Origin of the sequence: [Brevibacterium] flavum (assembly GCF_019317305.1) — a bacterium.
Taxonomy (GTDB): domain Bacteria; phylum Actinomycetota; class Actinomycetes; order Mycobacteriales; family Mycobacteriaceae; genus Corynebacterium; species Corynebacterium glutamicum.
The window spans coordinates 1,162,954-1,176,387 of sequence record NZ_CP079240.1 but is presented as its reverse complement, the minus strand read 5'-3'; the positions used below and the strand labels follow the sequence as shown (position 1 = coordinate 1,176,387).

Annotated in this window: 13 protein-coding genes; 6 read left to right on the top strand and 7 right to left on the bottom strand. The window is 54.5% G+C overall.

Features of this window, described 5'->3' with window-relative positions; translation table 11 throughout:
* Positions 1-32: 32 nt before the first annotated feature.
* The gene (locus KW808_RS05760) at positions 33-1,010 is read right to left on the bottom strand and encodes a 4-hydroxy-3-methylbut-2-enyl diphosphate reductase (RefSeq protein WP_004568094.1); all 978 of its coding nucleotides are present in this window, start codon (positions 1,008-1,010) and stop codon (positions 33-35) included.
* Positions 1,011-1,123: 113 nt separating this feature from the next.
* On the opposite strand from KW808_RS05760, the gene xseA reads away from it, so the two are divergent.
* Positions 1,124-2,377: an exodeoxyribonuclease VII large subunit gene (xseA, locus tag KW808_RS05755; protein ID WP_004568095.1), complete on the top strand. Its 1,254-nt coding sequence runs from the start codon at positions 1,124-1,126 to the stop codon at positions 2,375-2,377.
* Positions 2,378-2,397: 20 nt separating this feature from the next.
* A complete protein-coding gene (locus KW808_RS05750; protein ID WP_003856839.1) occupies positions 2,398-2,643 on the top strand; it encodes an exodeoxyribonuclease VII small subunit in 246 nt (81 codons plus the stop codon).
* Positions 2,644-2,662: 19 nt separating this feature from the next.
* Here the strand turns inward: KW808_RS05750 and KW808_RS05745 are convergent, their stop codons facing one another.
* Positions 2,663-3,142: a MarR family winged helix-turn-helix transcriptional regulator gene (locus KW808_RS05745; RefSeq protein WP_004568096.1), complete on the bottom strand. Its 480-nt coding sequence runs from the start codon at positions 3,140-3,142 to the stop codon at positions 2,663-2,665.
* 75 nt (positions 3,143-3,217) lie between these two features.
* Between KW808_RS05745 and KW808_RS05740 the strand changes: the two genes are divergently transcribed.
* On the top strand, positions 3,218-4,444 hold the full coding sequence (locus KW808_RS05740; RefSeq protein WP_004568097.1) for an MFS transporter: 1,227 nt from the start codon (positions 3,218-3,220) through the stop codon (positions 4,442-4,444).
* An 85-nt stretch (positions 4,445-4,529) separates the two neighbouring features.
* On the opposite strand, the gene KW808_RS05735 is transcribed toward KW808_RS05740, so the two are convergent.
* A complete protein-coding gene (locus KW808_RS05735) occupies positions 4,530-5,102 on the bottom strand; it encodes a DUF4245 domain-containing protein (protein ID WP_011897004.1) in 573 nt (190 codons plus the stop codon).
* Positions 5,103-5,294: 192 nt separating this feature from the next.
* Here KW808_RS05735 and glpX point away from each other — a divergent pair, with 192 nt between their 5' ends.
* Positions 5,295-6,302, top strand: a complete 1,008-nt coding sequence (gene glpX / locus KW808_RS05730) for a class II fructose-bisphosphatase (RefSeq protein WP_004568098.1) — start codon at positions 5,295-5,297, stop codon at positions 6,300-6,302.
* Positions 6,303-6,640: 338 nt separating this feature from the next.
* Here the strand turns inward: glpX and KW808_RS05725 are convergent, their stop codons facing one another.
* The 4 genes from KW808_RS05725 to KW808_RS05710 all read right to left on the bottom strand — a co-directional run bounded on the left by KW808_RS05725 (position 6,641) and on the right by KW808_RS05710 (position 11,773).
* The gene (locus KW808_RS05725; RefSeq protein WP_004568099.1) at positions 6,641-7,819 is read right to left on the bottom strand and encodes an LLM class flavin-dependent oxidoreductase; all 1,179 of its coding nucleotides are present in this window, start codon (positions 7,817-7,819) and stop codon (positions 6,641-6,643) included.
* Positions 7,820-7,929: 110 nt separating this feature from the next.
* Positions 7,930-9,129 carry an acyl-CoA dehydrogenase family protein gene (locus KW808_RS05720; protein ID WP_004568107.1) on the bottom strand — a complete coding sequence of 400 codons (1,200 nt, stop codon included), beginning with the start codon at positions 9,127-9,129 and terminating at the stop codon, positions 7,930-7,932.
* Positions 9,126-10,313: an acyl-CoA dehydrogenase family protein gene (locus tag KW808_RS05715; protein ID WP_004568108.1), complete on the bottom strand. Its 1,188-nt coding sequence runs from the start codon at positions 10,311-10,313 to the stop codon at positions 9,126-9,128. The genes KW808_RS05720 and KW808_RS05715 overlap by 4 nt, the downstream gene beginning before the upstream one ends.
* The gene (locus KW808_RS05710) at positions 10,310-11,773 is read right to left on the bottom strand and encodes an LLM class flavin-dependent oxidoreductase (RefSeq protein ID WP_004568109.1); all 1,464 of its coding nucleotides are present in this window, start codon (positions 11,771-11,773) and stop codon (positions 10,310-10,312) included. Before KW808_RS05710 ends, KW808_RS05715 begins: the two co-directional genes overlap by 4 nt.
* Before the next feature lie 242 nt (positions 11,774-12,015).
* Between KW808_RS05710 and KW808_RS05705 the strand changes: the two genes are divergently transcribed.
* Positions 12,016-12,582, top strand: coding sequence for an NADPH-dependent FMN reductase (locus KW808_RS05705; RefSeq protein ID WP_003856821.1), 567 nt, complete (start codon positions 12,016-12,018; stop codon positions 12,580-12,582).
* Positions 12,583-12,695: 113 nt separating this feature from the next.
* Complete coding sequence (locus tag KW808_RS05700) at positions 12,696-13,409, top strand: hypothetical protein (RefSeq protein WP_230622920.1); 714 nt, start codon at positions 12,696-12,698, stop codon at positions 13,407-13,409.
* Positions 13,410-13,434 lie beyond the last annotated feature (25 nt).

Here is a 13,434-nt window from a genome sequence, read left to right as displayed (position 1 = left end):
GCTCATGTGGCGGGGATTTTTCATTCTTGCAATTAATTCTTGTGGCGCAGCACGCGAGGCAGCGCGAAAACAATCTTCTCAGCGGCGGAGGTGACTTCCTCGACGTCGTCGTAGCCGAACTCAGCCAGGCGCTCAATGACGCCCTGGACGAGGATCTCAGGCACGGAAGCGCCGGAGGAGATACCGATGGTCTCTACGCCTTCGAACCATGCTGGGTCGATTTCGCGGGCGTAATCCACCAGGTAGGCGTTATCGGCACCGTTTTGCTTAGCGACCTCAACCAGACGAACCGAGTTGGAGGAGTTGCGGGAACCGACCACAATCATCAGCTCGCAGCGCTCAGCGATAGCCTTGACGGCAACCTGGCGGTTCTGCGTGGCGTAGCAAATATCATCTGACGGTGGATCCTGCAGCTGAGGGAACTTCACCTTCAGCTCGCGGACGATCTCCATGGTCTCGTCCACAGACAGCGTGGTCTGAGACAGCCAGATCAGGTTTGGTTCATCGTTTAAGAATTCAGGCAGGGTGGCAATGCCAGCAACGCCGTCAACCAGGTGGGTTTTCTCAACGGAATGACCCATGGTGCCCTCTACTTCTTCATGGCCTTCGTGACCGATGAAGAGAATGTGGAATCCCTGCTTATCAAAGCGCTGGACTTCCTTGTGCACTTTGGTGACCAGCGGGCAGGCCGCGTCAATAGCCTTGATGTTTTTAGCTGCAGCTTCTTCGTGGACCATTGGGCTCACGCCGTGTGCAGAGAACACCATGTTGGCACCTTCTGGTGCTTCAGATGCTTCGTTGACAAAAATCGCGCCCTTTTCTGCCAGGGTGTCCACAACGTAACGGTTGTGCACGATTTCTTTACGGACATAAATTGGGGCGCCGTATTCCTCGAGCGCGCGCTCGACGGTTTCCACTGCACGGTCTACGCCGGCGCAGTATCCGCGAGGGGCTGCAAGCAGGATCTTCTTTCCGGTTTTGGTTTCGGGGCTGATAACAGGTGAGCTCATGCCTCCCAGCGTATCCAACGTTGAGGCTAAACACCTAGACTGGGAATGCAACCACCCCGACAAAGGCGGGGTAATTCACTTTTAGCTGGTGGAAGAAGGAGAATCACACGCCTGTGTCGTCTGAGAAAGCTTCATCAAAATCAACCCCTGAGGCACCATGGCCAGTCCGGGAAGTAAATACTCAAGTCAAGCAGTGGATTGAACGGCTTGGCCATTTGTGGGTGGAGGGCCAGCTCGCTCAGATTAATGTGAAGCCCAATTGGAAGCTGTCGTATTTGACGCTTCGTGATGTGGAGCAAGAAGTGTCTGTGCAGCTGACCTGCCCGACGGACATTATCCGCAATCGCCCCACACCGCTCAAGGATGGCGACCGCGTGATTGTGTACGGCAAGCCCGCGTTTTATGCAGGCCGCGGCACTTTTTCGCTGTGGGTGACTGATATCCGTCCCGTGGGTATTGGTGAGTTGCTGGCGCGCATTGAGGAGCTGCGTAAAAGGCTTGCTGCGGAGGGTCTTTTTGATCCAGCTCGGAAGAAGCGACTGCCATTTCTACCCAACCGCGTTGGTTTGATCACGGGACGTGGTTCAGCGGCTGAGCGCGATGTGCTGAGCGTGGCTAAGGATCGCTGGCCGGAAGTGCAGTTTGAGGTGATCAACACGGCAGTTCAGGGCGCTTCAGCTGTTCCTGAAATCATCGAGGCGTTGCGGGTTTTGGATCAGGATCCTCGCGTGGATGTCATCATCATTGCCCGCGGCGGCGGTTCTGTGGAGGATCTGCTCCCCTTCTCTGAGGAGGCTTTGCAGCGTGCGGTCGCGGCAGCGCAGACGCCCGTGGTGTCCGCGATTGGCCACGAACCAGATACGCCCGTGTTGGACAATGTCGCCGACCTTCGTGCGGCAACCCCGACTGATGCAGCAAAGCGCGTGGTGCCCGACGTCGCGGAAGAACGTCTGCTAATCAATCAGCTGCGTGAGCGCAGTGCCGCAGCGTTGCGTGGTTGGGTGCAGCGTGAACAGCAGGCATTGGCCGCGATTCGTTCCAGGCCTGTGCTGGCCGATCCGATGACCCCGATTAACCGTCGACGCGATGAAATTGCCCAGGCTGTGGGATTGATTAGGCGCGATGTTACCCATCTTGTCCGCACCGAGCAGGCTCTGGTGGCTTCCTTGCGCGCGCAGGTTTCTGCGCTCGGCCCATCCGCGACCTTGGCGCGTGGCTATTCCGTAGTGCAGGTGATTCCCCGCGACGGCAGCGCTCCAGAGGTTGTCACCACCATCGAACAGTCCCCGCCCGGCAGCCAGCTGCGCATCCGCGTCGCCGACGGCTCCATCACTGCGGCATCCATGGGCACCCAGCAAGCAAACTAAAAACTTAGGAGAATGAAGAAATGACCAATCCAGATATCGTCGGTTCCGGCCAAGGCAACGATTCCTTCGAGCCAGTCGCCCAATTATCCTACGAACGCGCCCGCGACGAACTCGTGGAAATCGTGAAAATTTTGGAGCTCGGCCAAATGGGCCTCGACGAATCCCTCAAATACTGGGAGCGCGGCGAAGCCCTAGCAAAGCGCTGCGAAGAGCACCTGGCCGGCGCCTCAGCGCGCGTCGAGCAAGCATTAAACCAGGCAGAATAATGCTTTTCGACGCATCCCTCTAGTTTTCCATCACCTCAATGAACGGCGCTAACTCCGGTTCATTGCGCAATTGATCCAGCACTGCTTGCAGTGAGGCCTCATTAGTTGGCATGGCCTCCTCCAGCAGTGCTTTTCCGATACTGGAGATATCTGTGTAAATTCCACGACGATCCGTGGCACAGATATACCGCGTGAGCAGTCCGCGATCCTCCAACCTAGACACCAGCCGTGTCGTTGCACTTTGACTGAGCACCACGGTATTGGCCAGCTCCGCCATGGTCAGGTGTCCACCCTCGCCGTCATGCTGACGATTCAGCACTGTCAGTAAAGAGAACTCCCGCACGCTTATTCCGTGCAGCTTCTGCAGGTCTTTTTCTACCTGAGACTCAATCCGATCGTGAATAACTTTGAGCGCATTCCACCTGTGTGCCAGCCCGCTATCGCCATCAACGAGCAACTGTGGGCGCTTCAACTGACCTGTTTTCAACTCTGTAATCATGGTTGACCTCCTAAAACTCACTTTCATAATAACACCACTTGCAATATAACGCGTCTGCAAGTAAATTCTCCATGCATGAGCGAATATAACGCGTCTGCAAGTAAATCAACGAAACTCATCCTCACTGCATTAGCGTTAGGTGTGTTTGGCGTTGGAGTCACGGAATTTGTCCCTGTTGGTCTCCTCCCCCAAATCGCAAACACCTTTGACACCTCCATCGCCACCACCGGCTGGGTCATTTCCTCCTACGCAGCCGGCGTCATGGTTGGTGCACCGATCATGACCCTGCTCAGCATCCGCCGCCCCCGCAAACAAATGCTCATCATCCTGATGGTGCTGTTTATCATTGGCAACCTTCTATCCGCAGTAGCACCCAACTTTGCACTGCTGATTATTGGCCGCATCGTTACATCCTTTACCCACGGCGCATTCTTCGGAATCGGTACCGTTGTTGCAGCAGAACTCGCAGGACCTGGCCAACGAGGTGCTGCAGTCGCCTACATGTTCAGCGGAATTTCCCTGGCAAACCTGATTGGCGTCCCCATCGGAACGTGGATTGGCACAATGGCTAACTGGCGCACCACTTTCTTAGTAATCGCAGCATTGGGCATCCTCACCGCAGTTGCCATTGCCTACCTCGTACCAAACCTGCCATCACCTAAGAATGTCCGCGTGGGACGTGAAATCAAGGCACTCACCCACCCTCAGGTCATCCTCGCGCTACTCATGACGCTGTTTGGTTTCGGTGGCGTTTTCGCCGCGCTGACCTACCTCACCCCGATCATGACTGACATCGCAGGCTACGCAGAATCCTCCATGAGCTGGATCCTCATCATCGTCGGCGTTGGCATGTTCACTGGTAACTGGACTGGCGGCAAACTTGCCGATCGCTTACTCATGCCCACCGTGCTCGCCATGCTGTTCCTCTTGGCAGCAACACTCTTTGCCTTTAATTTCACAGCACACAGCGCGATCTTGTCCTTGATCACAATCTTCTTTATTGGATTCTTCGGCATGGCTACTGTTGCACCGCTTCAATCAGTGGTCCTTGAATACGCCAAGGGTGCACCAACGCTGGCTTCCTCCATCAACATCGGAGTGTTCAACCTTGGAAATGCTGTTGCTGCCTGGCTTGCTGGTGCAACCATCACCACTTCCCTTGGACTCACATCAGCCGGATTAGTTGGCGGTTTGATGACGTCCCTCGGACTAGTGTTGGCCATCGTGGCTGTGGTTTTGCGTCGAAAAGCGCAAGAGACTCGGACCACCATCAGCGTCGTAGAGCAACAGCCCGCCGCATAACAAACAGCACCTTTCAGCGTTAAAACAGTTAAGGGTTCTGCTCAACCTGGAGCAGAACCCTTAACTGTTTAAAAATGTAAGAAGCCTAACTGACAGGAAGTGGCTCCGAATCAGCAACTGCGCGAAGCAGATCGTTGAATTCTTCATCTGTAGCAGCACCAGACACCATGACGCGGGCATCACCTAGATCCATCACACGCAGATCACGCACGTCAGATTCCTGTGAGGTGTAAATTCCAACGTCGTGGCCATCCAGATCATAAGAGTCAGAAAGATCACGCCAGCGAGTATCGTAACCAGCCACAGCATCCTCAACGGTTTCACCAGTTTGAGTGAGCTGAATATAGCCCTCATCTGCAGTGACGTATCCGACAACTGATGCAGGAGTGTCATCCACCATGGTGCGTCGAGCTGAATTTGTGGTCCAGCCTTCAGGAGTTTCCGGCAACCTAGTTGCATGATCAGTCATTGCACGCGCTTCCATCGACATAAAAGTGGAAGCATCAACTTCGGGTACCTGCCCATTTTCTGGGGATCCTGTATTGAAAGAACACATTCCCGTAAATCCCACCGCTACCAACATGATGATCGCGGAGACTACCAACGAGATAATCATGTCCCGACTGCCATCAAAAATTTTCGGTCGTTTCTCAGCCACCCGCCTAGTATGTCACGAGTTTGGTACGAAACCCCCTTTTGGGTGTCCAGAATCCAAAATTCCGGGCACAAAAGTGCAACAATAGATGACGTGCGGGTTGATACAGCCCAAGCGCCGATACATTTATAATGCGCCTCGATACGTGCACCCCACGTAACCAGGTCAGATCAAGTGCCCCAGGAGGCCCTGCAGATGAACCTTAAGAACCCCGAAACGCCAGACCGTAACCTTGCTATGGAGCTGGTGCGAGTTACGGAAGCAGCTGCACTGGCTTCTGGACGTTGGGTTGGACGTGGCATGAAGAATGAAGGCGACGGTGCTGCTGTTGACGCCATGCGCCAGCTCATCAACTCAGTGACCATGAAGGGTGTCGTTGTTATCGGCGAGGGCGAAAAAGACGAAGCTCCAATGCTGTACAACGGCGAAGAAGTCGGAACCGGCTTTGGACCTGAGGTAGATATCGCAGTTGACCCAGTTGACGGCACCACCCTGATGGCTGAGGGTCGCCCCAACGCAATTTCCATCCTTGCAGCTGCAGAGCGTGGCACCATGTACGATCCATCCTCCGTCTTCTACATGAAGAAAATTGCTGTGGGACCTGAGGCCGCAGGCAAGATCGACATCGAAGCTCCAGTTGCCCACAACATCAACGCGGTGGCAAAGTCCAAGGGAATCAACCCTTCCGACGTCACCGTTGTCGTGCTTGACCGTCCTCGCCACATCGAACTGATCGCAGACATTCGTCGTGCAGGCGCAAAGGTTCGTCTCATCTCCGACGGCGACGTTGCAGGTGCAGTTGCAGCAGCTCAGGATTCCAACTCCGTGGACATCATGATGGGCACCGGCGGAACCCCAGAAGGCATCATCACTGCGTGCGCCATGAAGTGCATGGGTGGCGAAATCCAGGGCATCCTGGCCCCAATGAACGATTTCGAGCGCCAGAAGGCACACGACGCTGGTCTGGTTCTTGATCAGGTTCTGCACACCAACGATCTGGTGAGCTCCGACAACTGCTACTTCGTGGCAACCGGTGTGACCAACGGTGACATGCTCCGTGGCGTTTCCTACCGCGCAAACGGCGCAACCACCCGTTCCCTGGTTATGCGCTCAAAGTCAGGCACCATCCGCCACATCGAGTCTGTCCACCAGCTGTCCAAGCTGCAGGAATACTCCGTGGTTGACTACACCACCGCGATCTAAGAGCTCTTAGTTCGAAAAACCGCCGGCCATTGTGGTCGGCGGTTTTTTGCTTGGGGATCCCTACGAGGGATGCCAGTGCAAATGCGATTTAAGAGGTCGAAGATCAAGATTGAGTATTTGTATGGTTCAGGGCTTTGGGCGCTTAGAGGCGAATCTGAGAGGTCACTTTTGGTGGGGCCCGGCCAGTTTTTCTGGCGTCCAAGCACCGACCAAACTAGGTGACCGACAAACCTCACATCTCCTGGCCGTTGGTCATATAAGACGGTTTGTGACAACCTCTGGAAGCCGCACCAACTAAATCCCGGCTTTTGCCTCTGCTAAAGCAGCCGATCCGTGATCTATCTGGAAATAAACGGAGTCGCTACCACGTCGTTGCGTTGTTCTTCATGGTTGTTCACCGGAACACCCAATTTGAGGAGCTCAGGTACCACTCCTTCGCCCACGTGATAGGTTTCCTCCAAATGTGGATAGCCGGAGAAAATGAAGTGGCTCAGACCAATATCGCGGTATCGCAAAATTGCTTGCGCGACTTGCTCATAGGAACCCACCAACGCTGTGCCGGCGCCACCGCGGACTAGGCCAACACCTGCCCAGAGATTCGGTGCAATTTCAAGGGAGCGAGCATCTGCTCCTGCTGTGAATGCCGCCCCTTGTCCATGAAGTTCCGTCATGCGACGCTGACCTTCCGATTGGGAACGCGCAAGCCCTTCCTGAATGCGGGCAACCTCTTCCTGATCAAGTTGGTCAAGAAGATTTTGAGCCACTGACCAGGCTTCATCCTCAGTTGGTCGAGCAATGACATGCAGGCGGATGCCATAGTCTAGTTCGCGGTTTCGCTTATCTGCTTCGGCGCGCACCCGGGCAAGCTTCTCCTCTACCTTTTCCGCAGGTTCACCCCAGGTGAGATAAACATCGGAATGTTGGGCTGCGATTTCGATGCCGAGTTGTGAGGATCCACCAAAGTAAATCGGTGGGGAAACTTCGGGCTGTTCCTTCAATACCGCGTTTTCCACACTGAGGAATTCACCCTGGAAATTTAGAGGTTCTGCGCTGTTCCACAGGTGATCGATGATCTCTAAGGTTTCATCAGCCTTGTGGTAGCGCTCCTCTTTGGAAGAATAATCAGCGAAAGCGCGCTGTTCATGGTCTTCGCCACCCACCACGACGTTGATGAGCAGGCGGTTATTTGAGAATTTCTGGAAGGCAGTACCCTGCTGCGCGATGATGGTGGGGCTAACTTGGCCTGGTCGAATAGCAACGAGGAATTTCAGTTTTGATGTCCTAGACAGCAGCGCTGCGGTGGTGATCCACGCATCTTCGCACCACAATCCAGTGGGAGTCAGGACGGATTCAAAACCGTTTCGTTCAGCGGCCAGGGCAATTTGGGAGAGGTAATCGAGGTCTGCTGTCCGGCTTCCGAAGTGGAAGCCGGAGCCATGCCCGCCGGCTGTGATTCCGCGAGAATCGCCATAGGTGGGTAGGAACCAGTGCAAGGTAATGGGATTGTTTTCACTCATTCCTCGAGTAGACCACACGGTCTATATTGATCTCAAAGGTTTTAACCAGCGTGAAACTAATGTGGTCTCGCTGGCTTGAAAACCATCTAAAAACCAGCGAAATCACACGTCTAGCTGCTTAGGCTCACCGGACGGCTCAGTGCTTTACCAATGTTGGTACCCACGGGAGTGCCGTTGAGGGCATACTCCCCCACTGCATTCTTGGCCAGGAACACCGGGTTGTTTGAGGACACGGTACGCACATTGCGCCAGTGGCGATCAATGGAATGCTCACCAAGCACTGCAGATGCACCCACCGCATCGAAAACGGTGGATGTCACCACCAAAGCTTGTTCGGAGACGATGGGCCAGAGCGCTGCAACAATAGCGTCCGCCTCGTTGAAGGTGTCGGGGGTTGCGATCGTGGCGGCGTTGGAAACGTGGCGGGTGGCGTCGAGAAGCGCTCCACGAATAACGGTGACTCGGCTACGTGCGTCGCCGATCGCTATGGTTGCGGCCGGATCGCTGCGGCGCTCGACGCCAGGATTCCACGCATTTCTGGTGGAGGATTGGGCGCGGGCAACCACCTCATCGACAGCTGCTGCGGCACTGCCAACCAGCACGGTCAGCAGGTTCAGCTGCAGATACGTCCACACCAGCGTGGGCGCATCAGTGCGTGGAATGATCCACCGCGGATCCACCTCCAGGTCTTTAAACGTGGTCGTTCCAGAGGCGGTGAGCTTTTGCCCAAACCCGCTCCAATCATCAACAACATCCACGCCCGGCGCGTGCAGATCGACCGGCAAACTGACCAAAGTTTCTTGGCCGTTGAGGTTGCGCAGCAGCGCGGTGGTCCAGGTGTAGTCCGCAAAATAGGTGCCGGTGGTATAAAACTTAGTGCCGTTGAGCACGAAAATCGGGCCGTTTTCAGTCTCCACCTCATCGATGAAGGTCTGCGGATCGCCGTAAACGCCGCGTTTCTCACTTTCGGCGTTGCCCACAAGTCTTCCGGTGGCGACTTCGCGCAGCCAATAGGTGCGGAATTCGCTCTCCGGCGCTTCCAGGAGTAGTTCCACGAAGGCAAAATGTCCGCGCAGGGCTTGGGCGATATTGGAATCGGCGCCCGCGATCTCGATCAGTAACTCAACCACGCTTTCCAGGGAAGCGCCCGCGCCGCCTAGTTCTTCGGGCACTCGAAGCCCAGTAAATCCTAGCTCTACCAGCTCTTTAATCTCTTCCACTGGCAAGGCGCGCTGCTGTTCGCGCGCGAACGCGCCGCTTCGAATGCGCTCTAATGCGGGTGCAAAATGGCTCAAAATTTCTTGGCTCATGACAAGGATCCGATCGTGTATTGGGCAGCCACGTGGCCGCCGTTTAAGGCATCTGCGCCAAGCAGGCGCGCTCGATAAATAATGGGATTGTGGTTTGCCAGCACGCGCGCGTTGCGCCAATGCCGATCCAGCGACAATTTCTTCGACACCGCCGACGCCCCGCCAACCTCAAAGGCCTGGGTGGCCTGGCTCAGCACCAAAGGTGCCACCGCCAACTGGGCTTGGTAGGCGCTCAGGTCGACAGCGGCCAGCTCGACCTCCGTGGCAGTGCCGGCTTTTGCCTTATCGACGACAAGATCCAGTTCTTGCGCGAAACCCTGAAAGATTTTCTCGACTGCATACGACTTGGCTTTCACCTCACCCACCACCTGTTGCACCTGCGGATCAAAGCGTGGAAGGTCACCACTTCCGTGGCTGAAAATACGGGTGCGGTTTTGTACATAGGTAACAATGTCACGGGTGATTGCCTGCGAAATACCAGTCAACGTAGACAAATGATGTGACTGCGCCAGCGCCTGGAAAGCGCTGGGTGCGGTGTAATCACGGGTGACAATGTTCAGTGGATCTACCACGACTTTTTCAAAGAAGCTGGTTCCGGAGGCAGATAGTTGTTGCCCAAATCCGTCCCAGTCATCCACCAAAACAACGCCTGATGCGTCGCGATCAACAAAGGCGAAAACATCTTGATCTTCCTCATCTTTCGCATGTACTTGAATCCAGTCGGCGTAAAGACTGCCCGTGGAATAGAACTTGGTTCCGCTGAGAACAAAGGCCTCGCCGTCTTTTCGGATCTTGGTTTTCAGCTCACCTGGCTTGTTTCCCACTTCAGTCAACGCATTGCCAATGACCACGCCTTCCTCAGCGATTTTTCGCAGCCACTTGTCACGGTGCTCTGAATCGGGAGCGATCAATAAGCTCTCCACTGCCAAGAAGTGAGGCCGCAATCCCTGCGCGATATTTGAATCTGCAGCGGCCGCTGCCACCAGCACCTCAAATGCTTCTGGAAGGCTAAAACCCAAACCGCCAAATTCAACTGGAATGCGGAGTTTAGTGAACCCACCGGCACTAAGCTGCTTTGCCAAGTCACCTCTGAATTCTCGATCCTGTTCACGCTGCGCAGCCGTTGCTGCGATCTCCGCGAGGACTGGAGCAAGATTGTCGATGATTGTTTGCGGTGAGGTCATGAGTGGGCTCCCTGGGAAACTAGCTGAGCAGAGATGGAACTGAGATCAGTGGTGGCGGTGGAGTTCCGAGCGCCTAGGCGGTAGCTTGCGCCGCGGTGGGTATCGTCAAGGCGATCACCATTGCCGAGCAATTTGTTGCGCAAGGAACCCGGCACGTATTCCGTTTTATAGCGGCCAAGTTTTTGCAGTTCAGGAACCACAAAGTCCACGACATCTTCAAAAGTTCCCGGGGTGATGGCATAGGCAAGGTTGAAACCATCAACATCGCTGAGATCTTGGATGCGTGCGAGTTCCGCGGCAACGTTGGCTCCAGATCCCACAAGCACTGGTCCGAAGCCGCCGATGCCGGTTGCCTCACCCAGTTTGCGTACCGTCCACGCACCTTCACCGGTGCCGTTGCTAATGGTGGCTGCGGTCGACTGAATAGCGTTGGACTCAATATTGGTGATCGGTTCATCCAGGTCATACTGCGACAGATCCGCGCCGGTCCATCCAGACATCAAGGTCAGACCACCGACAGGATCGATATAACGGCTGTATTCCTCCAGCTTTGCCTGCGCATCTGCTTCTGTTTCACCAGTGATGATGGTTTGCATCGCAAAGATCTTCACCGCATGTGGATCACGTCCCGCAGCGACCGCAGCAGCGCGAATCTTTGCGACAGTCTTGGTGATTGCCTCCACGGTGCTGGAGTTGATAAACACCGCTTCCGCATTCTCACCAGCGAATTTCAATCCGCGCGACGATGCACCCGCCTGGTAAATCACCGGCGTGCGCTGCACGCTGGGTTCAGTGATGGCGATGCCCGGCACATCAAAGTACTTGCCATGATGATTAATGGCGTGCACTTTGGAGGAGTCCGTAAAGACACTCGTCTCCGTATTGTTTTGAACAGCGTCGTCTTCCCAAGACCCCTCGAGAAGCTTGTAGATCACTTCCAGGTATTCATCTGCTTTGTCATAGCGCTCATCATGTGGCAGCTGATCGGTGTCACCCATGTTTTGAGCAGCAGAGGGAAGATAGCCAGTAACCACATTCCACCCCACACGCCCATTAGTCAGGTGATCAAGTGTGGCCAGACGCCGCGCAAAAGGATACGGGTGCTCGTAAGCTGTACCTGCAGTAATGCCAAACCCGAGGTTCTTTGTGGCATAGGCCATCGCAGAAACAAGAAGGATCGGATCATTAACAGGCACCTGCGCACCACTGCTCAACGCCGCTTCATTACTAGAACCATAAACATCGTAAGTTCCAAGCACATCTGCGATGAAAAGGCCGTCGAAAAGGCCCTTCTCCAAAGTCTTGGCAAGGTGCACCCAGTAATCAAGAGTGTTGTAGTCTCGCGCCTTATCCTTCGGGTGTGTCCACAGTCCTGGGGACTGATGCGCAACGCAGTTCATATCAAATGCGTTGAACAGGATTTTCCGATTCTCCTGTGTTGTGTTCTCGGCCGTGGCCATGTTCTGCTCCTTAATTAAAATAGACATCTTTGTCTAGATTGCGGTCTACTTTATGAAGCACTGAGCGACTGAAACAAGGAGAGCATTCACTCTGAATGAAAACCTCGACGACTCCCCCACCCTGTTGACCTTGAGAAATAGACTGGAATCCCAAAGCGCTTGCATGACGCGGAAAGTTAACATAGGCTAGGTACGTCAAGTTGTTGATACATCAACTTAATTAACTTTTAGAGGAGTACACCATGAGCAAGATCGCCATCATCACCGGTTCCACCCGTCCAGGCCGCGTCAACATCGACGTAGCCAACTGGGTTCTCGAGCGCGCGCAAGAGCGCAACGATGCACAGTACGAGCTCGTTGACATCGCTGATTTCAACTTCCCCGTCCTCGACGAAGCAATGCCAGCCGGCTATGGCCAGTACGCAAACGAGCACACCAAGGCATGGGCAGCAAAGATCGCAGAATTTGATGGCTTCATCTTTGTTACCGGCGAATACAACCACTCCGTCCCAGCAGCACTAACCAACGCCCTTTCCTACCTCTCCGCAGAGTGGAACAACAAGGCTGCAGGCATCGTCTCCTACGGCTCCGCAATGGGCGTTCGCGCAGCTGAGCACCTCCGCGGCATCCTTTCCGAGCTTCAGATCGCACACGTTCAAAAGACCGGCCTGCTGAGCATCTTCACCGACTTCGAATACCCTAACTTCAAGCCTTCCGAGCAGGGCATCTCCTCTGTGGACGCTATGCTTGAGCAGCTTGTTGTCTGGACCAAGGCAATGTCCACCATTCGTGAGTCTGCGAACGTTTAAAACTTAAAAATCCCTTCACAAAAGTGGCGAGCTTCCCGATTGGGGCTCGCCACTTTTCACATTCTCACTAAGATCACCCGAGAGACCTTGCCCACCACCCCTTGGAGCTTTCCATGCACACCCCTTTGGAAGAATTCCACCAAATCCTCACCCGTTTGCGCATCCAACTCCTTGCAGAACACGCCCATCGCTCTACTCCAAGCCCTGCATGGACACCCACAACACCAGGCTTATTCACTTACGACGATGAGGCATTTTCGGGCGTAATTATCCGAAAATTTCCGAGCAGCACAACTAGTGAACGCTGGCTGATCATTGGTTCAGATTGGGAGGATATCAGCCCTTTTCAAAGCAAAGAAAAAGGACATCTCCACATTTCTCCCGCAGCCCCAGAATGGACGGGTCTTGTTTCTCTAGAGGATTTCTATCCTTACCGCGGTTCCGTTATTGGCGATGCACCGTCATCTGTGACCTGGTTTGAGGATGGAATCTGGCACGTTTCCGGGGAAAGAAAGAAGCAATGGGACACCCTCGATCCCCACAGACCCTGGACCGACGAATCCATGAGTTGGGCTTTTAACGGTTTCCTATCCGATGACGCACTGGTTGAACTTATGGGGCTGGACTTCCGCAACAGAACAGATTATTTCACAACAGAAGAGCAAAAACTGTACGGAATGGAGCTTAAAACCGCAATCGAAAACCCTGACTCCGCTGCCTTTATCAATCACGTGAGAATCATGCGCGAAAAAAGAGGACGCGAACCACTTAACACCGAACAAGAGGAAAGCCTCCGCGCCCACCATAAAGCGTTCCATGAATTCTAAAAAGGGCACGTCGCAGATTCGACGT

Excerpts from the sequence above, each read along its gene's own strand:
- KW808_RS05760 (WP_004568094.1), bottom strand. The coding sequence starts at position 1,010 with ATGAGCTCACCTGTTATCAGCCCCGAAACCAAAACCGGAAAGAAGATC.
- KW808_RS05750 (WP_003856839.1), top strand. The coding sequence starts at position 2,398 with ATGACCAATCCAGATATCGTCGGTTCCGGCCAAGGCAACGATTCCTTC.
- KW808_RS05745 (WP_004568096.1), bottom strand. The coding sequence starts at position 3,142 with ATGATTACAGAGTTGAAAACAGGTCAGTTGAAGCGCCCACAGTTGCTC.
- KW808_RS05740 (WP_004568097.1), top strand. The coding sequence starts at position 3,218 with ATGAGCGAATATAACGCGTCTGCAAGTAAATCAACGAAACTCATCCTC.
- glpX (WP_004568098.1), top strand. The coding sequence starts at position 5,295 with ATGAACCTTAAGAACCCCGAAACGCCAGACCGTAACCTTGCTATGGAG.
- KW808_RS05725 (WP_004568099.1), bottom strand. The coding sequence starts at position 7,819 with ATGAGTGAAAACAATCCCATTACCTTGCACTGGTTCCTACCCACCTAT.
- KW808_RS05720 (WP_004568107.1), bottom strand. The coding sequence starts at position 9,129 with ATGAGCCAAGAAATTTTGAGCCATTTTGCACCCGCATTAGAGCGCATT.
- KW808_RS05715 (WP_004568108.1), bottom strand. The coding sequence starts at position 10,313 with ATGACCTCACCGCAAACAATCATCGACAATCTTGCTCCAGTCCTCGCG.
- KW808_RS05710 (WP_004568109.1), bottom strand. The coding sequence starts at position 11,773 with ATGGCCACGGCCGAGAACACAACACAGGAGAATCGGAAAATCCTGTTC.
- KW808_RS05705 (WP_003856821.1), top strand. The coding sequence starts at position 12,016 with ATGAGCAAGATCGCCATCATCACCGGTTCCACCCGTCCAGGCCGCGTC.
- KW808_RS05700 (WP_230622920.1), top strand. The coding sequence starts at position 12,696 with ATGCACACCCCTTTGGAAGAATTCCACCAAATCCTCACCCGTTTGCGC.